This window comes from Nonomuraea salmonea, assembly GCF_042428605.1.
GTDB lineage: Bacteria > Actinomycetota > Actinomycetes > Streptosporangiales > Streptosporangiaceae > Nonomuraea > Nonomuraea salmonea.
This window is the reverse complement of the sequence record NZ_JBHMCF010000064.1, coordinates 150,807-168,308: the sequence shown is the minus strand read 5'-3', so window position 1 is coordinate 168,308 and position 17,502 is coordinate 150,807. Positions and strand designations below refer to the sequence as shown.

Sequence of the window (17,502 nt, the reverse complement as noted above, 5' to 3'; positions counted from 1 at the left end):
CTTTCAAGGAAAGGGCTCCGACACCAGGTTCTGGTGTTGGGGCCCTTTCCGCATGTCCGGCCCCCCTTTTTTCTTCCGCATGCCCCGGGGTCTTTTGGGGGCTGGGGTCTTTCGGATGGCCGCTCATTCTCTTCGAGGGCCGAGACTTCTTCGGTGGTGCTGGGCTTGGGGCCGACCGTGCTGGAGACGGTTGGGGTGGCGGGTTGGTTGGTGATGTCGTGATAATGCTCGAATGGCCGGGGTTTGGGTGAAGGTGGTGGGGCTGCTTTTTGGGGTGGTGGGGTTGGTTGTGCCCTTAGCGGTGGCTGGTGAGGTGAGGGCGGCCAATGCTGGTGGGGAGCGGGAGCCGGTGAGTACGGGTCCAGTGGCGCCGGTGGGTGTGGGGCCGGTTCGGGGCAGTAAGGGGCCGAGTTCAGTGAGGGCTGTGCCAGGTCAGATGGGTGCTCGGGCGAATCAAGTTGGTGTAGGGGTGGGTCAGGTTGATGGCCGGGTGAGCGTGGGGGTGGAAGGCGAGGCGGTGTTGCGGGTTGGGGGTGCTTGGGTGGGGTTAGGGAAGAGGGCGGCGGCGCGGCAACTGGTGGTGGGGCGGCGGCGGGTTGTTGAGAGGCCGGAGGTGCCGGCCAGGGTTATTTCGGAGCGGCTTGATCGGTATCTCGCGGGGCGGGTCGGGCGGGTTGCGGTGATGGTCGAGGAGCTGGGGGCTGGGCGCAGTTATCGGTATCACGCGGGTGAGCGGATGATCACCGCCAGTGTGGCCAAGGTGCAGATACTTCTCGGGGTGTTGCTCAGGACCAGGTGGAAGGCGTTGCCGGCCGGGGTGCGGCGGGATGCTGAGCGGATGATCCGGTACAGCGACAACCATGCGGCCGATCGGTTGTGGGAGCGGATCGGCGGGGTGTCGGGGTTCGATGCGGTGGGCAGGAAGTTTGGGCTGCGGGACACGCGGGGGGTGGCGGGGACGTGCGTGGATCTGTACTGCTGGGGGATCACCCCGACGTCCGTCGACGATCAGGTGCTGCTCATGGGGGCGCTGGTCTCCAAGAAGGGGCCGCTTAAGGAGAAGGATCGCGCGCGGGTGCTGAGCCTTATGGGCGCCGTTGTGGACGGGCAGAACTGGGGGGTCAGTGCGGCCGCGTGCGGTGGAGAGGGGGTGGTGCTGAAGAACGGCTGGCTCAAGCGTGTGTCCAACAAGCGCTGGGCGACGGCCAGCGTCGGGCTGATCAGGAGCGACGGGCGGGACTTCGCGCTCGCGGTGCTGAGTGAGGGCAGCCCTCAGGTGGAGTACGGCATAGCGACCGTCGAAGGCGTCGCCGAGCGCGTCATGCGGGCTTTTCGGAACTGCCCGGAGTGACGGGACTGCCTGAGCCTGACGGGCTGCGCGGCCGGGTGCGCTGTGCGGGGTCCGCGGGCCTTCCCGGGGTGATGGGTATCGGGGTGCGGCGCTGTGCGGGGTTTTCGGAGGTGCCTGGGGTGCCGAGTTTTCGCTGTCAGGTGAGGGTTTTCGAGGTGGTTGGGGTGACGAGGCGGTAGCCGACGCCGCGGACCGTTTGGATGACCTGGTCGTCCTCGTCGCCCAGGCGCGCTCGCAAACGTTTGACGTGGACCGCGATGGTGTTCGTCGAGGTGTTGGCGGCGGCGTGCCAGACGTGGCGCATGATCTGCTCGCGGGTGACCGTGCGGTCGGCGTTGCGCATGAGGTACTGCAGCAGCTCGAACTCGCGTAGCGGCAGGTGGACGGCGCGGCCGGCGACGCGTACCTGGTAGGCGTGGACGTCCAGCTCGACGCCGCCGACGGTGAGCACCTTGCGCGACTCGGGGGAGCTGGCCTGGATGAACGGCAGCAGTTCCGGCACCCGGTAGGGCCGGGCCACGCAGGCGGCGGCGCCGGCCGCGAGCGCGCGTACGGCCTGCTCGGCATGCCCCTCTCCGACGCCGAGCAGGACGGGTACGGTGCGCGCGCGGCGTACGGCGCGGACGAACTCGACCGGGTCGATGACCGGCAGTGTGGCCGCGACGAGCACCACGTCCGGCTGCAGGGCTCCGGCCTGCAGCAGCCCTTGGGCGCCGTCGGGCGCCCCGGTGACGGCCACGCCCTCGCGTTCGAGGGCGGTGGCGACGTCGTCCACCACGGAGCCGTCGGGGTCGGCGATGAGCAGTACGGGCTTGGCCCTCGTGTCCCCGTTCATCGTGGGCGCCGCCTGCTGGGGGGTCATCAGCCGAAGCGCCCCGTGATGTAGTCCTCGGTGGCCTTCTCTGAGGGGTTGGTGAACATGCGGGACGTCTCGTCCATCTCGATGACCTTGCCGGGCTTGCCCTGTTCGGCGAGGTTGAAGAAGGCGGTGCGGTCGCTGACCCGGGCGGCCTGCTGCATGTTGTGGGTGACGATGACGATCGTGTACTGGTCCTTCAGCTTGGCCATGAGGTCCTCGATGGCCAGCGTGGAGATCGGGTCGAGCGCCGAGCAGGGCTCGTCCATGAGCAGGACCTCGGGCTGGACGGCGATCGCGCGGGCGATGCAGAGCCGCTGCTGCTGGCCGCCGGACAGGCCGGCGCCGGGCTTGTTGAGGCGGTCCTTGACCTCGTTCCAGAGGTTGGCGCCCTTGAGCGACTCCTCCACGATGGCGTCGGTCTCGGATTTGCTGACGCGGCGGTTGAGGCGGAGCCCGGCGGCCACGTTCTCGTAGATCGACATCGTGGGGAACGGGTTCGGGCGCTGGAAGACCATGCCGATCATGCGGCGGACGGAGACGGGCTCGACGGTGGGGGCGTAGAGGTCGTCGCCGTCGAGCAGTACCTTGCCCTCCACGCGCGCGCCGGGGATGACCTCGTGCATGCGGTTGAGCGTGCGCAGGAACGTCGACTTGCCGCAGCCGGAAGGGCCGATGAACGCGGTGATCGACCGCGGCTCGATGGTCATCGACACGTCCTCGATCGCCTTGTGCGACCCGTAGTACGCGTCGAGGCCCGATACCTGGATCTGCTTGGACATTGTGGTGGTTACCCCCTATCGGCCCTTGGCGGGCGCACGCCACCAGGCGATGAGACGCGCCACCAGGTTGAGCAGCATGACGATCAGGATCAGCGTGAGGGCTCCGGTCCACGCCCGGTCGATGGCGGTGTCGTTGGGACGGGCCGCCTGGTCGAAGACGAAGAGGGGAAGGCCCATCTGCGGCCCGTTGAACGGGTCGTTGTTGATGGAGTTGGTGAAGAACACCGTCATCAGCAGCGGCGCGGTCTCGCCGGCGACGCGGGCCACGGCCAGCATGACGCCGGTGACGATGCCGGTGAACGCGGTCGGCAGCACGACCTTGACGATGGTGCGCCACTTGGGGACGCCCAGCGCGTACGCGGCCTCGCGCAGGTCGCCGGGCACCAGGCGCAGCATCTCCTCGGCGGACCTGACGACCGTCGGCATCATCAGGATGGACAGGGCGAGCGCGCCCGCCCAGCCGGAGTAGGGGAAGCCGAGGAACAGGATCCAGAACGCGAGGACGAACAGGCCGGCGACGACCGAGGGGATGCCGGTCATGACGTCCACGAAGAAGCTGATGGCCCGGCTGAGGCGGCCGCCCTGGCCGTACTCGACGAGGTAGATGGCGGTGAACAAGCCGATCGGGACCGAGATGACGGAGGCGAGCAGGACCTGTTCGAGGGTGCCGACGATGGCGTGGTACGCGCCGCCGCCGGCGTCCCTGGCGCCGATGCCGTTCATGGAGTGGGTGAGGAACTCCAGGTCGAACCGGGCCAGGCCGTTGGAGATGACCAGCCACAGCACGGAGACGAGCGGCACGACGGCGAGCGCGAACGCCAGGTAGACCAGGCCCTGGACGACCCGGTCCTTGATGCGGCGGCCGGTGGAGATGTGTTGGATCGAGGTCATGCGCCGGCCCTCGCGTACTCCTTGCGGCGGTTGATGACCACGCGCGCGCCCATGTTGACCAGCAACGTGATGAGGAACAGCACCAGGCCGGACGCGATCAGCGCGCCTCTGCCGATCTCGGTGGCCTCGCCGAAGCCGTTGGCGATGTTGGCGGCGATGCTGTTGGCGTGCGGGGTGAGGATCTCGAAGGTGATGTCGAAGGTGGCGGGGAAGATGAGCGCGACCGCGATGGTCTCGCCCATGGCGCGGCCGAGGCCGAGCATGGCGGCGCTGATGACGCCGGGGCGGCCGAACGGCAGGACGGCCATCCTGATCATCTCCCAGCGGGTCGCGCCGAGCGCGAGCGCCGCCTCCTCGTTCATCTTGGGCGCCTGGAGGAACACCTCGCGCGAGATGGCCGCGATGATCGGCAGGATCATGATGGCCAGCACGATGCCGCCGGCGAGCATGGTCTTGCCGCCGATCACGCCTTCGCCGGCGAACAGCGGGAACCAGCCGAGGTGCTCGTTCAGCCACTGCGACGGCGTCCGCATGAGCGGCACCAGGAACGCCAGGCCCCAGAGGCCGTAGACGACGCTGGGGACCGCGGCGAGCAGGTCGATGAGGTAGCCGAGGGGTGCGGCGAGCCTGCGGGGGGCGTAGTGCGAGATGAACAGCGCCACGCCGACGGCGATCGGGGTGGCGATGACCAGGGCGAGCGCGGAGCTGAGCACGGTGCCGAAGGCCAGCGCGGCGATGCCGAACACCTGCTGGCCGTTGGGGTCCCAGGTCAGCTCCGTGAGGAAGGACGCCTTGTTCGCCTGGAGCGCCGGGATGGCCTCGCCGATGAGGAACACGGCGATGGCCGCCATGATCCCCAGCAGGACGACGCCGGCGGCGGTGGAGGCGAAGCGGAAGGGGCCTTCACCGAGGCTGCGCCGCGAGGCGGACCGGCTGGTGTCCGGTCCGCCCTCACGGGTACGTACGTCGGTCGTCATCAGCTGCCTAGGAGATGGCCTCGACGGCGGTCCTGACCTTGGTGAGCAGCTCGCCCGAGAGCGGGGCGTAGCCCAGCTCCTTCAGCGCCGCCTGACCCTCGTCGCTGGCGGTGTAGGTGAGGAAGCTCTTTACGATCTTCTGCTGGTCGGCCGGCAGGCCCTTCTCGCAGGTGATCTCGTACGTCACCAGGACGATCGGGTAGGCGCCCGGGGTCTTGGTGGCGTAGTCGATGGACAGGGCGAGGTCGTTGCCGGTGCCCTTGACCTCGGCGGTCTCGACGGTCTTGGCCGCGCTCTCCGGGGTGAGCTCGACGTACTCGCCGGCGCCGTTGGCGACCTTGGCCTTCTGCAGCGAGGAGTTCTCGGCGTAGGAGAGCTCGACGTAGCTGATCGCGCCCTCGGAGTCCTTCACGCTGGCGGCGATCTGGTCGGAGCCCTTGGCGCCCTGACCCTTGGCCTCGGCGGGCCAGGCCTTGCCCGGCTCGTACGGCCAGTCGCCGGTGGCCTTGAGGAACTTGGTGAAGTTGTCGCTGGTGCCCGACTCGTCTGAGCGGTGGACGGCCTGGATGGGCGTGGACGGGAGCTGGGCGTCCGGGTTCTCGGCCTTGATGGCCGGGTCGTCCCACTTGGTGATCTTGCTGTTGAAGATCCCGACCAGCGTCTTCGGCGACAGCTGCAGGCCGTCCACGCCGGGGAGGTTGTAGACAACGGCGACCGGGCCGGTGACCATCGGGATGTTGATGGCCTTGCCGGTCTTGCAGCGCGCGTCGGCCTGGGCGGGCTCGTCGTCCTTCAGCGCCGAGTCGGAGCCGGCGAAGGCGACCGTGCCCTGGATGAACGCCTGCACGCCCGCGCCGGAGCCGCTGGGCTGGTAGTTCAGGGTCACACCAGGGTTCGTGGCCGTGAAGTTCTTCGTCCACTCGGTGATCGCATTGGCCTGGGCAGAGGAGCCTGCGGCGTTGATCGAGCCACTCAGACCGTTGTCGTTGCCCGCGGCGGGCGCGGCGGCGGTCGCGGAGGTCGTGCCGCTGCCCGAGGGGTTGTTGTTGTCTGTGCCGCACGCAGCGAGCGAGAGCGCGCCGACGACGGCGACGGCGGCGAGCCGGCCTGCATACTTCACGGTTGGGTTCCTCCCACTTGATCCTTAGTCGCCATGAAGCTATGCAGCGAAGGTGACTCGCCTCCCGAGAGCGGATGAACGGACGGTGAACGCTGCGGGTCGGTGTGCTGCACCGATTCACCGTCAGGTGCCTCTTGGTGAACGGCTCACCACGGATCATTGGTGAGAATGGAGGCATGACGTATCGCGTGGTCGTGGTGTGCATGGGGAACATCTGCCGGTCTCCGATGGCGGAGGTGGTGCTGCGCGAGGTGCTCGCGGACCGCGGCCTCGGCGCGCAGGTCGTGGTCGACTCCGCCGGCACCGGCGGGTGGCACGTGGGCGATCCGATGGACGAGCGGGCGCTGGAGATCCTCACCCTGCGCGGCTACGACGGGTCGGCGCACCGGGCCAGGCAGTTCACCAAGGACTGGTTCGACCGGTACGACCTGGTGCTCGCCATGGATCGGGACAACCTGTCCAATCTGCGGCGGCTGGCGCCTGCTGGGGTGGAGGTGCGGTTGTTCCGGTCGTTCGATCCCGCCGCGCCTGAGGGGGCGGAGGTGCCTGATCCGTACTACGGCGGGCGTGAGGGGTTCGAGGAGGTGCTGGAGCTGGTCGAGTCGGCCGCTGAGGGCGTCGCCAAGCACATCGCCGATGAGATTCGCTGAGGAGCTCGGCACGTCGCACGGGCGGCGGCTGCGGCGGGGCGTGCTGGACGACGGGCGGGCGGTGTTCGTCAAGAGCGGGCCCGCCTCCGAGGTGCTGGTGTCGGAGGCCGCCGGGCTGCGCTGGCTGGGCGAGGTGGCCGCGGTGCCCGAGGTGATCGAGGCCGAGCCTGATCGGCTCGTGCTGGCCTGGGTCCGCGAGGAGCGGCCCGATCGGGCGGCGGCCGAGCGGTTCGGGCGCATGCTGGCGCGGATGCATCGGGCGGGGGCCGAGCGGTTCGGGGCTCCGTGGCCCGGGTTCATCGCGGAGTTGCCGATGGACAACGCGGACGCCCCTGACTGGGCGACGTTCTACGGGGAGCGGCGGGTGCTGCCGTTCCTGCGGGAGGCACGGTTGCCCGCCTCGGACGTCGCGCTGGTCGAGCGGGCCGTGGCGCGGCTGCCGGAGGTGGCGGGGCCGGCCGAGCCGCCCGCCCGGATCCATGGGGATCTGTGGAGCGGGAACGTGTTGTGGTCGTGCGGGCAGGGGGTGCTGATCGATCCGGCGGCGCACGGCGGGCACCGGGAGACGGATCTCGCGATGCTCGATCTGTTCGGGCTGCCGCGGCTCGATCGGGTGCTGGGGGCTTACCGGGAGGAGTGGCCGCTCGCCGAGGGATGGCGGGAGCGGGTGCCGGTGCATCAGCTGCATCCGCTGCTCGTCCATGTGGTGTTGTACGGGGGCGGCTATCGGGACAGCTTGATGGCGGCGGTGCGGCGGGTGCTCTCGCTCTAAGGGGTTCTTCTGCGGCGGTACGCGCGTTGCTGGCAGGCGCGGGAGCAGTAGACGCGGGGGCGGCCCGACGGGGCGGGGTCCAGCTTGTTGCCGCACTCCGCACATGTTTCGTCACGCTTTTCGTCACGTTTGTGGATGAGGGCTTCGATGCCGTCGAGGATGCGGCGCAGGCCGAACTCGAAGGAGTCCTCGGGGGCGTCCCAGCCGCCCGTCTCCCAGAGGCGGGTGATCGTGGGGTAGGCGGGGAGGCGTTCGTACAGGGAGTCTCTGGCGCCCCACCACTCCTCCTCGGACACGCCGCTGCTGCGCTCCTCGCGCAGGGTCTCGACGAGGGTCAGCGCCTCGGCGTCCATGAAGCGGCCGACCAGGTTGACGGCGGCGATCACCTCGCGGGGGTGGAGCGGGGTGCCGGTGAGGGTGCTCAGCATGCGGTCGAAGAGCGCCACCGCGTTCGGGCCCGGGACGTTGCGGGTGCCTCTGACCTCGGCGAGCCACGGGTGGCGGCGGCGGCAGCGCCAGCCCTGCCTGATCATGGCCTCGAGTCTCGGGCGCCAGCCCGCGCCGGACGGCTCTTCGGCGGGCTCTTCGGCGGGCTCTTCATTCAGGTGCTCGCCGATGGCGGCGTCGCGCATCAGGGCGACGAGCTGGTCGCGGCCTGGCACGTGGCGGTAGAGGGACATCGTGGTGAAGCCGAGCCGGTCGGCGACCTTGCGCATCGACAGGCCGTCGAGCCCCTCGGCGTCGGCCAGCTCGATGCCCGCCCGCACGATCCGGTCGAGGCTGAGCCCGGCGCGCGGTGCGCTCTCGTCGTCCCTGTCGCGCCACAACAATTCGACACCGTCGTCCATGGGTCTAGTTTATGGTGTACAAATTCGTGTACGGCATAAACGACAGCAGAGGTGACTCATGGAACAGATCCACGTCTCGCCCGCCGGCGACGACTCCTGGCCCGGCTCGCAGGACCGGCCGTTCGCCACGCTCGAACGCGCCCGCGCGGCGGCTCGCGCGGCGGGTGGGAAGGCGGTCGTGCACCTGCGGGGCGGCGTCCACGTGCTGACCCGCCCGTTCGAGCTGGGGGCCGACGACTCGGGGACGGTCTATCAGGCGGCCGGTTACGGCACCCTGGAGCAGGAGGAGCCCGTCGTCAGCGGCGGGCGGGAGATCACCGGCTGGCGGGTGCGCGGCGACGGGGTCTGGCTGGCCGAGGTCGGCGACCTCGACACCCGGCAGCTCTACGTGAACGGCCGGCGGGCCCCGCGCGCCGCCGTCCCCGGCCTGCCCGGCACGGTCACGGCGACCGAGACCGGCTACGTCACCGACAGCCCTGAGCCGCTGAGCTGGCAGAACGTCGAGTTCGTGCACCGCGGCGTCTACCCGTGGACCGAGGCCAGGCTCCAGGTGGCCGGCATCGCGCGTGCGGGCGGCTCCACCGTGATCACCATGGCGCGGCCCGGGTACGCGTGGGCGTACGCGCTCTACCGGTCCGTCTATGAGGGCAACGCCTCCGTCGGCCCCGGCCTGCCCACGTCCGTCGAGAACGACCCGAGCTTCCTGCGCGAGCCGGGCACCTTCGTGCTCGACCGGTCGCGGCCGGGCGCGCACGTGCTGATGTACCTGCCGCTGCCGGGGGAGGAGCCGGCGTCCGCGCGGGTGGTCGCGCCGGTGCTGGAGACGCTGGTACGGCTGGCGGGTGCGCGCGAGGTGGCCCTGCGCGGGCTGGTGTTCGCCGAGGCCACGTGGCTGCGGCCGGAGCGGCCCGAGGGGTTCGTGCACTATCACGGCAGCGGGTTCTACGAGGGCGGGCCGGTCGAGCGGGCCGAACTGGGCGAGGGGTCGTACGTGACGTATCCCTTGAGTTCCGTCACGGTTCCGGCGTGCGTGCAGATCGAGGACGCCGACGGCGTCGAGGTCACGGGGTGCCGGTTCACCCGGCTCGGGGCCACCGGGCTCGGCGTCAGCGGGGGCGGCGGTGTCACCGTACGGCGGTGCGCCTTCGACACGCTGGCCGGCGGCGGCGTCACCGTGACCGGCACCCGGGGCGCCGCGATCGAGGACAACCGGGTGCGCGGGACCGGGCTGGAGCTCAGCGGGTCGCCCGGCATCGCCATCTCCGGCACCCGGGGCTGCGTCGTCGCGCACAACGAGGTCACCGACGTGCCCCACTGCGGCATCGTGGCAGGCCCCGGCGAGGGCACCAGGATCCTGCACAACCTGACCGCCCGCACCCTGCAGGTGCTGGCCGACGGGGGTGGCGTCTACCTGTCGGGGCCGCAGGGCGACTCGGCGGACACCGGCGCCGTCATCCGGGGCAACGTCATCAAGGACACCGTGACGCCGTACAACTTCGGGCTCTACACCGACTACGGCGCCAGCTGGGTGCTCGTCGAGGAGAACGTCGTCATGCGGGCAGACAACACGGCCGTGCTGCACGTCGGGCCGCCGCTGGAGAACGTCACCTACCGGGGCAACTTCTGGGACGCCGACCCGGTGGGGCACGACGATCCGCCGAGCGGGGTGACGTACGAGGGGAACGTCACGATCGCCGACGAAGGCGCGCTGACCGCCGCGACCCAGACCATCCAGGACAGGGCGGGCGTCAGGTCCTGACCGTGGTGCCGTTGAGGCGGTCGATGACCTCGGCGTGCAGGTGACCGTTCGTGCAGACGAGGCTGCCGCCCTCGAGGCCCTTGACGCCGGCGACGTCGGTCCAGACGCCGCCGGCCTCCTCGACGATCACGGTGAGCGCCGCCATGTCCCACGGCGACAGCTCCGGCTCGGCCGACACATCGACCGAGCCCTCCGCGACCATCATGTGCGACCAGAAGTCACCGTACGCGCGGGTCCGCCAGCAGGCGCGGCTCAGGTCGAGGAAGTTGTCCAGCTTGCCGGTCTTCTCCCAGCCGCCGAAGCTCGAGTACGAGAACGACGCGTCCTCCAGGGAGGAGATCGAGGACACCCGCATGCGGGACGCCTTGGTCAGGCTCCTGCCCGTCCACGCCCCGCCCTCGGTCGCGGCCCACCAGCGGCGGCCCAGCGCGGGGGCCGACACCAGGCCGACGACGACCCTGCCGTACTCCATGAGCGCGATCAGGGTCGCCCAGACGGGCACGCCGCGTACGTAGTTCTTGGTGCCGTCGATGGGGTCGATGATCCACGAGCGGGCGCCCCAGCCGGTCTTCCCGAACTCCTCGCCGACCACCGCGTCACGCGGCCTGGCACGGCGCAGCGTACCCCTGATGGCCTCCTCCACCGCGCGGTCGGCGTCGCTGACCGGCGTCAGATCGGGCTTGGTCTCGACCTTGAGGTCGACCGCCTTGAACCGCCGCATGGTCAGGTCATCGGCGGCGTCCGCCATGACATGCGCGAGGCGAAGATCATCGTTATAACCCTGCACGGTCGCCCACGCTACCGCGTCGGCCATACGGACATCAGTTACCAACGCCCCTTTTCTGGTAACTCTGCTTCCAGTTACTGACCAGTAGCATGTCTCGCATGTCGCAAGATGTCGGTGAGCTTCTGCTGGGGTCGGTCCCGTTCGCCCGGACGCTGGGCATCGTCTTCGAGTCGGTGGGGGACGGGCGGGCGGTCTGCCGCGTCCCTGAGCGGGCCGACCTGGCCAATCACGTCGGCGGGCCGCACGCGGGGGTGCTCTTCACGCTCGCCGAGTCGGCGTCGGGGGCCGCCGTACTGTCCGTCTTCGGTGACCAGCTCGTACGCGCGGTGCCGCTGCCCACCACGGCGACCATCGCCTTTCGCAAGGTCGCTCTGGGCGAGATCAGGGCCGAGGCCCGGCTGACGGTCTCCCGCGCGGACGTCCTGGCGCGGCTGGACGCGGGGGAACGGCCGGAGTTCGACGTGACGGTGGACCTGACGAACCCGGACGGCACCGTCGTCTCCACCTTCACCGTGACCTGGACCCTCCGCCCCAGCCGCGTGTGACGGTCCGCGGACCAGCGGGCGCCGTTGGGGGAAGGCGGGGACCGGCGGGCGCGGTCGCGCTGGCGCCGTCAGGGAGTGTCGCTGCGTCCTTGCGGACGTGTCCGGGGTGCACGGCGGTGGTCGTGGTCAGGGGGCGGGGCAGACCCTGGCGGGGAAGCGCTCCCCTCCATCATCACGGTCAGGGGGTGTCGGCGGGTTCTTCCGCGGGGCGGGGGTCGTCGGCGGTGCCTTCGCGGCTCCACAGGAGGCGGCGCAACGACTCCAGGCGGGCGGGGTCGGCGTTGCCGGCCGCCACCCAGGCGTCGAGGGCGCAGCCTTCGCCCAGGTGGGTGCAGCCCTTCGGGCAGTCGACCGTGCCCTCGACCAGGTCGGGGAAGGCCGCGAGCACCGTCTCCACGGACACGTGGGCCAGGCCGAAGCTGCGTACGCCGGGCGTGTCGATGATCCAGCCGCCCTCGGGCAGCTCAAGGGCGACGGCCGAGGTGGAGGTGTGGCGGCCGCGGCCGGTGACGGCGTTGACCTGGGAGACGGCCCGGTTGGCGTCGGGCACCAGAGCGTTGACCAGGGTGGACTTGCCCACCCCCGAGTGCCCGACCAGGACGCTGATGCGCCCGGCCAGGTGGTCGCGCAACGCGTCGAGCGAGCCGCCCTTGTGCACGACGACGTGCGGCACGCCCAGCGGCTCGTAGAGGGCCACCAGCTCGTCGGGCGGGGCGAGGTCGGACTTGGTGAGGCAGAGCAGGGTGTCGATCTCGGCGTCGAACGCCGCCACCAGGATGCGGTCGATCATGCGCGGCCTGGGCGGCGGGTCGGCCAGGGCGGTCACGATGACGAGCTGGTCGGCGTTGGCCACCACCGGGCGCTCGATGCCGTCGGTGTCCTCGACGTCGTCGGCCGAGCGGCGCAGCATCGACGTGCGGGGCTCGACCCGGACCACGCGGGCCAGCGTGTCGGGTCTGCCGGACACGTCGCCCACCAGCGCGACCCTGTCGCCCACGACGATGCCCTTGCGGCCCAGCTCGCGGGCCTTCATGGCGACCACGAGCCGGCGCTGCGGCGGCTTGCGCTTCTGTGCCGAGCCCTTGGGGCGCTCCGGCTCGACCAGCGTGGTGTAGCGGCCACGGTCGACGGCCACCACGAATCCTTCGACGGCGTCTTCGTGCGCAGGACGGATCCGGGTCCGCGGCCTGGAGCCCTTGCCCGGCCGGACCCTGACGTCGTCCTCGTCGTACTCCCGCTTCCTCAGCGGTCCGCTCCCATACGCTCGCTCCTCGTTGCTGCTGCTGACAGTGGGCAGACGTCCCACGCCCTGACGGGTGCCGTGTGCCGGCCGGCCATTTCCGAGGTCATCGGTGTGCCGTGGGTCCGCGCTCGGACGGCCGCAGCACGGATCCGCCGGGCGGCAGGGTCATATGCAGGGTCATATGGGGAGCCAAGCCAGTGGCGGGACCGTGCTCCGGTCGTGATTCGCCGCCCGTGATCGGGCGGGTGGTGTCGTGCTGTTGGATCTCATGGTCGTGCGCATGGTCGAGCGGGGGGCGGCGCGTTATCACGTGTCACCCTTTTCCGACGTGCCCGGCGCTTCACCGGTGAAACCCGTCATACCGCCGAGGCGAAGGTCTGCCCAGCTCATCGCGATTCCAGCAGCGCCGTCCACATCTGGACGAACTCCGGCAGGGTCTTGGCGGTGGTCGCGATGTTCTCCACCTCGACGCCCGGCACCGCGAGGCCGATCACCGCGCCGGCCGTGGCCATGCGGTGGTCGTCGTAGCTGTGGAAGACGCCGCCGTGGAGCTGCCGGGGCCGGATGAGCAGGCCGTCGTCGGTCTCCTCGGCGTCGCCGCCCAGGCGGTTGATCTCGGTGGCCAGCGCGGCGAGGCGGTCGGTCTCGTGGCCGCGCAGGTGGCTCACGCCCCTGATGCGGCTCGGAGTGCCGGCCAGCGCAGCCAGGGCGGCGATCGTGGGGGTCAGCTCGCCCACCTCGTGGAGGTCGGCGTCGAGGCCGGTGACCTGGCCAGTGCCGGTGACCACGAGGTCGGCGCCCGAGCGGGTGACCGTGGCGCCCATGGCGGTGAGCAGGCCGCGCAGCGCGTCGCCCGGCTGCGTGGTGCGCTCAGGCCAGCAAGGGATCGTCACCTTGCCGCCCGTGACCAGGGCCGCCGCCAGGAACGGGGCCGCGTTGGACAGGTCGGGCTCGACCGTCACGTCTCTAGCGGCGATGGGCCCGGGCTCGACCCGCCACACGTCGCGCTCGTGGTCATCGACCGTGACGCCCGCCGCCCTGAGCATCTCGACCGTCATCTCGATGTGCGGCTGCGACGGCACCGGCGGGCCGACGTGACGGATCGTCACGCCCTTCTCGTAGCGCGCGGCGGTCAGCAGCAGCCCCGAGACGAACTGCGATGAACCGGACGCGTCGAGCGTCACCTCGCCGCCCGCCGGCGGCCCGCTGATGGTGAACGGCAGCGCGTCGTTGTCGATGCGGGCCCCGAGCGAGCGCAGCGCGTCGAGGATGGGCCCCATCGGGCGCTTGCGCGCATGGGGGTCGCCGTCGAACGAGACGGGCCCGTCGGCCAGCGCCGCCATCGGCGGCACGAACCGCATCACCGTGCCGGCCAGGCCGGCGTCGATGCGCGCGCCGCCGCGGATCGGGCCCGGCGTCACCGCCCAGTCGACCCCCGCCGAGGTCTCGCTCACGGCCTCCAGCGTGGTGCCCAGCGCGCGCAGGGCCGCCACCATGAGGTCGGCGTCGCGGCTGCGCAGGGCCTGCCGGACAGCTCCTGGACCGTCGGCGAGCGCGGCCAGCAGGAGCGCGCGGTTGGTCACCGACTTGGAGCCGGGCAGCGGGACGGTGGCGGCGACGGGAGCCGTCGCCGTCGGTGCGGGCCAGTGCGGAGCGGGCGTGGCGGCGGGCGTGGTGGCGGGCATGGTCAAAGAGTACTGGCCGTCGGCGGCGGGGGTCACAGCCTGTGGATGACGGCTGCCGTGCGGTCGCTCCCTGTGGATGGACGTACCGAAGAGATGGCAGTGTGGGGGCATGTGCGGTAGATACGCCTCGGCGCGCAAGAAGCACGAGCTCCTCGAGGAGTTCCAGGTCGAGCAGGACGGCGACCCCGACAAGGAGCTCGGCGCCGACTACAACGTCGCGCCCACCAAGAACGTCTACGCCGTGCTGAGCCGGGTGCCCAAGGAGGCCGCGCGGGCGGTACGGCAGCTCAGGATCGTCAAGTGGGGCCTGGTGCCGGCCTGGGCCAAGGACCCGTCGATCGGCTCCCGGCTGATCAACGCCAGGGCCGAGACGCTGGCCGAGAAGCCGTCCTACCGGCAGGCGTTCGCCAAGCGCAGGTGCCTGCTGCCGGCCGACGGCTACTTCGAGTGGATGCCGGTCGAGGGAGAAAAGAAGAAGAAGCAGCCGTACTTCATCCATCCGGCCGACGGCGGGGTGCTGGCCATGGCGGGCCTGTACGAGTTCTGGAAGGACCCGTCCAGAGATGACGACGACCCGCTCAAGTGGCTGGTGACCTGCACCGTCATCACCACGGACGCCGAGGACCAGCTCGGCCGCATCCACGACAGGATGCCCATGATGATCGATAGAGACCACTGGGCGGAGTGGCTCGACCCCAAGCTCACCGACACCACGCAGGCGGGGCGGCTGCTGGTGCCCGCCGAGCCGGGACGGCTCACCGCGTACGCGGTCTCCACGGACGTCAACAACGTCCGGAACAACGGCCCCGACCTCATCAAACCTCTCCCGGAGGAGGAGGAAACCGCGCTTTTCTAAAGGTGTAAAAAGCTCGGCAAGTGGGCATCCGGTGAGGAAAGCGATGCAACCGTTCACTCGGTGTCACCGCCAACATTGCCCCTTGATCCACCGGGCGGGACATCCGGGGAGTCCTGGCCGCGGGTTTGCCCCCTTCTTACCCGGAGGTGCGGATTCGTGGACGTCACGACCGCTCGTGAGCGGCTGGAAGAAATGCTCGCCGACCTCGATCGCTCGATCGGGGTCCTGCGCGGCGAGCCCGTCGGAGTGCGCGACCGCTCGGCCGCCGACGCCGGCTCCGACCTGACCGACGCGGACCGGGCCCAGGCCATGCTGACCGTGGCCAACAGCCAGCGGCAGGCGATCGTCGAGGCGATCAGGCGCATCGACGAGGGCGCGTACGGCCGGTGCGTCGACTGCGCCAAGCCGGTGCCTGAGGGGAGGCTGGAGGCCCGCCCCGAGGCCGCGCGCTGCGTGCCCTGCCAGGGCAAGCGCGAACGCCGCCGCTGACCGGTGCGGAGGGCGCACTCGCCGGACACGAAGAACGGCGAGGTGGGCTCACTTCTTACGGGCGCTGGCCACCAGGTGGATGCCGACGGTGTCGTCGTCGTCGGGGTGGGCTTCGAGCTCGGTGCGCACGAGGTAGTTGAGCGCCCGCGCGTCGGAGCCGAGCACGTGGTCGACCGTGGAAGGCGACAGCACCGTACGGGGCCGCATCCACTCGATCTCCAGGCCGGCGCCCTGGAGCAGCTCGCGCAGCTGCGTGCTGCTGAAGCAGCGGGTGATGCTGCCGTCGGGCCACGGCACGAGCATGACCTCGCCGGTCTGCCGCAGGTGCTGCCACTGCCCCTGCTCGGCCAGGATCGCCATGCCGAGCACCAGGGAGTCGACGCACACCAGGGCGCGCCCGCCGGGCTTGAGCACCCGGGCGACGTCGTTCATGGCGGACTCGGCCATGAGCTCGATCGACATCACGCGCTCTTCCGCGAGCACGGCGTCGACGCTCTCGTCGGGCAGGAAGGCCAGATCGTCGGCGCGCACGTGGCGTACGCGGTCGGCGTCGCGCAGCCGCGACTGCCCGTCGACGGTACGGCGGAAGTCGAGCACCTCGATCACCCGGTGTCCGGCTCTGGCGGCCTGGCCTGACCATCGCCCGCGCCCGCCCGACAGGTCGAGGATGACGGAGGGCTGGGCGGGGAGCCATCGGTTGAGTTGTTCGGCGGCGACGGCGCGGTAGAAGGTCCAGTACGGCCCGAGCGTCCCTGAGCCGTTCAGTTCCTCGGCCGGAATGGGCAGCACACGCGACTCCTGGGTTCCGGAAAAAGGGCTACCAGCCGGTACGTATGACGTTCCCCGCACCGGGTCCTTCGTACCTTCTATCTTGCGGGAACAGACAAGGGCGCGGGCGTGTTGCGACGAGCATGCTCACATTGGCACACCCCCAGCCCGCTGACCGGGTGGTCGCGAGCCAGCGGGTATCCTCCCCTGAGTACGGTGTACCGCCACAGCCGGCCACCGGTGATCTTAGGGGGGTGGGTCCGGTGCCCGCGACAGGCGCGGAGACGCTGGAGCAGCGAAGCGAGCGATTCGAGCGCGACGTCATGCCGTATCTCGAGCAGCTCTACTCCGCCGCGCTCCGGATGACCCGAAATCCCGCGGACGCGGAGGACCTGCTGCAGGAGACCTTCGCCAAGGCGTTCGCGTCGTTCCACCAGTTCCAGCAGGGCACGAACCTGAAGGCGTGGCTCTACCGGATCCTCACCAACACCTTCATCAACAGCTATCGCAAGAAGCAGCGGGAGCCGAGGCAGTCCGGCACCGAGGAGATCGAGGACTGGCAGCTGGCGCGGGCCGAGTCCCACACCTCAAGTGGCCTGAAGTCCGCCGAGGTCGAGGCGCTGGAGCACCTGCCCGACGGTGACATCAAGCAGGCGCTGGCGGCTCTGCCGGAGGAGTTCAGGATCGCGGTCTACCTGGCCGACGTCGAAGGCTTCCCCTACAAGGAGATCGCCGACATCATGGGCACTCCCATCGGCACCGTGATGTCGAGGCTGCACAGAGGACGCAGGCAGCTGCGGGGCCTCCTTGAGGACTACGCCCGCGAGCGTGGCCTGGTCCCGTCGGAGGGATCGAAATGAGCTGTGGCAAGCCGCACGACACCGACTGTCGTGAAGTGCTCGACAAGGTCTACGCCTACCTCGACGGCGAGCTGACGGAGGGGGACGTCGCCGACATCAAGGTGCACCTTGACGAGTGCAGCCCGTGCCTCAAGGAATACGACCTGGACAAGGCAATCAAGGCGCTGGTCCACAAGCACTGCGGCTGCGACCCGGTCCCGGCCGACCTGCGCTCCAAGGTGCTCGATCGCATCGCGCAAGTGAGGTCGGAGCTGGCCGACTAA

19 protein-coding genes are annotated in these 17,502 nt (G+C 70.3%); 9 read left to right on the top strand and 10 right to left on the bottom strand.

What is annotated here, in order from left to right; all coding sequences use genetic code 11:
* Nucleotides 1-490 precede the first annotated feature (490 nt).
* Nucleotides 491-1,351 (top strand): serine hydrolase, encoded by an 861-nt coding sequence (locus ACFFR3_RS49715; RefSeq protein ID WP_379485480.1) that lies wholly within the window; start codon nucleotides 491-493, stop codon nucleotides 1,349-1,351.
* A 136-nt stretch (nucleotides 1,352-1,487) separates the two neighbouring features.
* Here the strand turns inward: ACFFR3_RS49715 and ACFFR3_RS49710 are convergent, their stop codons facing one another.
* Genes ACFFR3_RS49710 through pstS form a run of 5 tightly spaced genes read right to left on the bottom strand, consistent with a single transcriptional unit; the run spans nucleotide 1,488 to nucleotide 5,977 of the window.
* A complete protein-coding gene (locus ACFFR3_RS49710; RefSeq protein ID WP_345389664.1) occupies nucleotides 1,488-2,213 on the bottom strand; it encodes a response regulator transcription factor in 726 nt (241 codons plus the stop codon).
* Nucleotides 2,213-2,989, bottom strand: coding sequence for a phosphate ABC transporter ATP-binding protein PstB (pstB, locus tag ACFFR3_RS49705; protein ID WP_364376825.1), 777 nt, complete (start codon nucleotides 2,987-2,989; stop codon nucleotides 2,213-2,215). Before pstB ends, ACFFR3_RS49710 begins: the two co-directional genes overlap by 1 nt.
* 15 nt (nucleotides 2,990-3,004) lie before the next feature.
* Nucleotides 3,005-3,880: a phosphate ABC transporter permease PstA gene (pstA, locus tag ACFFR3_RS49700; protein ID WP_345389661.1), complete on the bottom strand. Its 876-nt coding sequence runs from the start codon at nucleotides 3,878-3,880 to the stop codon at nucleotides 3,005-3,007.
* Complete coding sequence (pstC, locus tag ACFFR3_RS49695; RefSeq protein WP_345389658.1) at nucleotides 3,877-4,857, bottom strand: phosphate ABC transporter permease subunit PstC; 981 nt, start codon at nucleotides 4,855-4,857, stop codon at nucleotides 3,877-3,879. Before pstC ends, pstA begins: the two co-directional genes overlap by 4 nt.
* 7 nt (nucleotides 4,858-4,864) lie before the next feature.
* On the bottom strand, nucleotides 4,865-5,977 hold the full coding sequence (gene pstS / locus ACFFR3_RS49690) for a phosphate ABC transporter substrate-binding protein PstS (RefSeq protein ID WP_345389655.1): 1,113 nt from the start codon (nucleotides 5,975-5,977) through the stop codon (nucleotides 4,865-4,867).
* Between the two features lie 176 nt (nucleotides 5,978-6,153).
* Here pstS and ACFFR3_RS49685 point away from each other — a divergent pair, with 176 nt between their 5' ends.
* A complete protein-coding gene (locus ACFFR3_RS49685; RefSeq protein ID WP_345389652.1) occupies nucleotides 6,154-6,627 on the top strand; it encodes a low molecular weight protein-tyrosine-phosphatase in 474 nt (157 codons plus the stop codon).
* A complete protein-coding gene (locus tag ACFFR3_RS49680) occupies nucleotides 6,614-7,399 on the top strand; it encodes a fructosamine kinase family protein (RefSeq protein WP_379485479.1) in 786 nt (261 codons plus the stop codon). The genes ACFFR3_RS49685 and ACFFR3_RS49680 overlap by 14 nt, the downstream gene beginning before the upstream one ends.
* On the opposite strand, the gene ACFFR3_RS49675 is transcribed toward ACFFR3_RS49680, so the two are convergent.
* Nucleotides 7,396-8,247, bottom strand: a complete 852-nt coding sequence (locus ACFFR3_RS49675) for a TetR/AcrR family transcriptional regulator (protein ID WP_379485478.1) — start codon at nucleotides 8,245-8,247, stop codon at nucleotides 7,396-7,398. The genes ACFFR3_RS49680 and ACFFR3_RS49675 overlap by 4 nt on opposite strands.
* 58 nt (nucleotides 8,248-8,305) lie before the next feature.
* Here ACFFR3_RS49675 and ACFFR3_RS49670 point away from each other — a divergent pair, with 58 nt between their 5' ends.
* Nucleotides 8,306-10,006: a right-handed parallel beta-helix repeat-containing protein gene (locus tag ACFFR3_RS49670; RefSeq protein WP_364376813.1), complete on the top strand. Its 1,701-nt coding sequence runs from the start codon at nucleotides 8,306-8,308 to the stop codon at nucleotides 10,004-10,006.
* Here the strand turns inward: ACFFR3_RS49670 and hisN are convergent.
* Nucleotides 9,996-10,793: a histidinol-phosphatase gene (gene hisN, locus ACFFR3_RS49665; protein WP_364376846.1), complete on the bottom strand. Its 798-nt coding sequence runs from the start codon at nucleotides 10,791-10,793 to the stop codon at nucleotides 9,996-9,998. The two genes, ACFFR3_RS49670 and hisN, sit on opposite strands and share 11 nt — an antisense overlap.
* A gap of 89 nt (nucleotides 10,794-10,882) precedes the next feature.
* Here hisN and ACFFR3_RS49660 point away from each other — a divergent pair, with 89 nt between their 5' ends.
* A complete protein-coding gene (locus tag ACFFR3_RS49660) occupies nucleotides 10,883-11,338 on the top strand; it encodes a DUF4442 domain-containing protein (RefSeq protein WP_364376810.1) in 456 nt (151 codons plus the stop codon).
* 178 nt (nucleotides 11,339-11,516) lie between these two features.
* Here the strand turns inward: ACFFR3_RS49660 and rsgA are convergent, their stop codons facing one another.
* Complete coding sequence (gene rsgA / locus ACFFR3_RS49655; RefSeq protein WP_345409387.1) at nucleotides 11,517-12,584, bottom strand: ribosome small subunit-dependent GTPase A; 1,068 nt, start codon at nucleotides 12,582-12,584, stop codon at nucleotides 11,517-11,519.
* 383 nt (nucleotides 12,585-12,967) lie between these two features.
* On the bottom strand, nucleotides 12,968-14,266 hold the full coding sequence (gene aroA / locus ACFFR3_RS49650; protein WP_379485477.1) for a 3-phosphoshikimate 1-carboxyvinyltransferase: 1,299 nt from the start codon (nucleotides 14,264-14,266) through the stop codon (nucleotides 12,968-12,970).
* A 109-nt stretch (nucleotides 14,267-14,375) separates the two neighbouring features.
* Here aroA and ACFFR3_RS49645 point away from each other — a divergent pair, with 109 nt between their 5' ends.
* Entirely contained in the window at nucleotides 14,376-15,122 is a 747-nt protein-coding gene (locus tag ACFFR3_RS49645; protein ID WP_345389634.1) for an SOS response-associated peptidase, read from the top strand.
* A gap of 156 nt (nucleotides 15,123-15,278) precedes the next feature.
* Nucleotides 15,279-15,611 (top strand): TraR/DksA family transcriptional regulator, encoded by a 333-nt coding sequence (locus ACFFR3_RS49640; protein WP_345389631.1) that lies wholly within the window; start codon nucleotides 15,279-15,281, stop codon nucleotides 15,609-15,611.
* A gap of 48 nt (nucleotides 15,612-15,659) precedes the next feature.
* Here ACFFR3_RS49640 and ACFFR3_RS49635 read toward each other — a convergent pair whose 3' ends face one another.
* Nucleotides 15,660-16,400 (bottom strand): class I SAM-dependent methyltransferase, encoded by a 741-nt coding sequence (locus ACFFR3_RS49635; protein WP_345389628.1) that lies wholly within the window; start codon nucleotides 16,398-16,400, stop codon nucleotides 15,660-15,662.
* Between the two features lie 233 nt (nucleotides 16,401-16,633).
* Here ACFFR3_RS49635 and ACFFR3_RS49630 point away from each other — a divergent pair, with 233 nt between their 5' ends.
* Both ACFFR3_RS49630 and rsrA read left to right on the top strand, forming a co-directional pair.
* Nucleotides 16,634-17,239 carry a sigma-70 family RNA polymerase sigma factor gene (locus ACFFR3_RS49630; protein ID WP_345389625.1) on the top strand — a complete coding sequence of 202 codons (606 nt, stop codon included), beginning with the start codon at nucleotides 16,634-16,636 and terminating at the stop codon, nucleotides 17,237-17,239.
* Nucleotides 17,236-17,502: a mycothiol system anti-sigma-R factor gene (gene rsrA / locus ACFFR3_RS49625; protein ID WP_345389622.1), complete on the top strand. Its 267-nt coding sequence runs from the start codon at nucleotides 17,236-17,238 to the stop codon at nucleotides 17,500-17,502. Before ACFFR3_RS49630 ends, rsrA begins: the two co-directional genes overlap by 4 nt.

What these genes read in the sequence shown, in the direction of transcription:
- rsrA (WP_345389622.1), top strand. Translation starts at nt 17,236, where the DNA reads ATGAGCTGTGGCAAGCCGCACGACACCGACTGTCGTGAAGTGCTCGAC.
- ACFFR3_RS49710 (WP_345389664.1), bottom strand. Translation starts at nt 2,213, where the DNA reads ATGACCCCCCAGCAGGCGGCGCCCACGATGAACGGGGACACGAGGGCC.
- ACFFR3_RS49670 (WP_364376813.1), top strand. Translation starts at nt 8,306, where the DNA reads ATGGAACAGATCCACGTCTCGCCCGCCGGCGACGACTCCTGGCCCGGC.
- pstA (WP_345389661.1), bottom strand. Translation starts at nt 3,880, where the DNA reads ATGACCTCGATCCAACACATCTCCACCGGCCGCCGCATCAAGGACCGG.
- ACFFR3_RS49660 (WP_364376810.1), top strand. Translation starts at nt 10,883, where the DNA reads ATGTCTCGCATGTCGCAAGATGTCGGTGAGCTTCTGCTGGGGTCGGTC.
- ACFFR3_RS49685 (WP_345389652.1), top strand. Translation starts at nt 6,154, where the DNA reads ATGACGTATCGCGTGGTCGTGGTGTGCATGGGGAACATCTGCCGGTCT.
- ACFFR3_RS49680 (WP_379485479.1), top strand. Translation starts at nt 6,614, where the DNA reads ATGAGATTCGCTGAGGAGCTCGGCACGTCGCACGGGCGGCGGCTGCGG.
- aroA (WP_379485477.1), bottom strand. Translation starts at nt 14,266, where the DNA reads ATGCCCGCCACCACGCCCGCCGCCACGCCCGCTCCGCACTGGCCCGCA.
- pstB (WP_364376825.1), bottom strand. Translation starts at nt 2,989, where the DNA reads ATGTCCAAGCAGATCCAGGTATCGGGCCTCGACGCGTACTACGGGTCG.
- pstC (WP_345389658.1), bottom strand. Translation starts at nt 4,857, where the DNA reads ATGACGACCGACGTACGTACCCGTGAGGGCGGACCGGACACCAGCCGG.
- ACFFR3_RS49645 (WP_345389634.1), top strand. Translation starts at nt 14,376, where the DNA reads ATGTGCGGTAGATACGCCTCGGCGCGCAAGAAGCACGAGCTCCTCGAG.
- ACFFR3_RS49675 (WP_379485478.1), bottom strand. Translation starts at nt 8,247, where the DNA reads ATGGACGACGGTGTCGAATTGTTGTGGCGCGACAGGGACGACGAGAGC.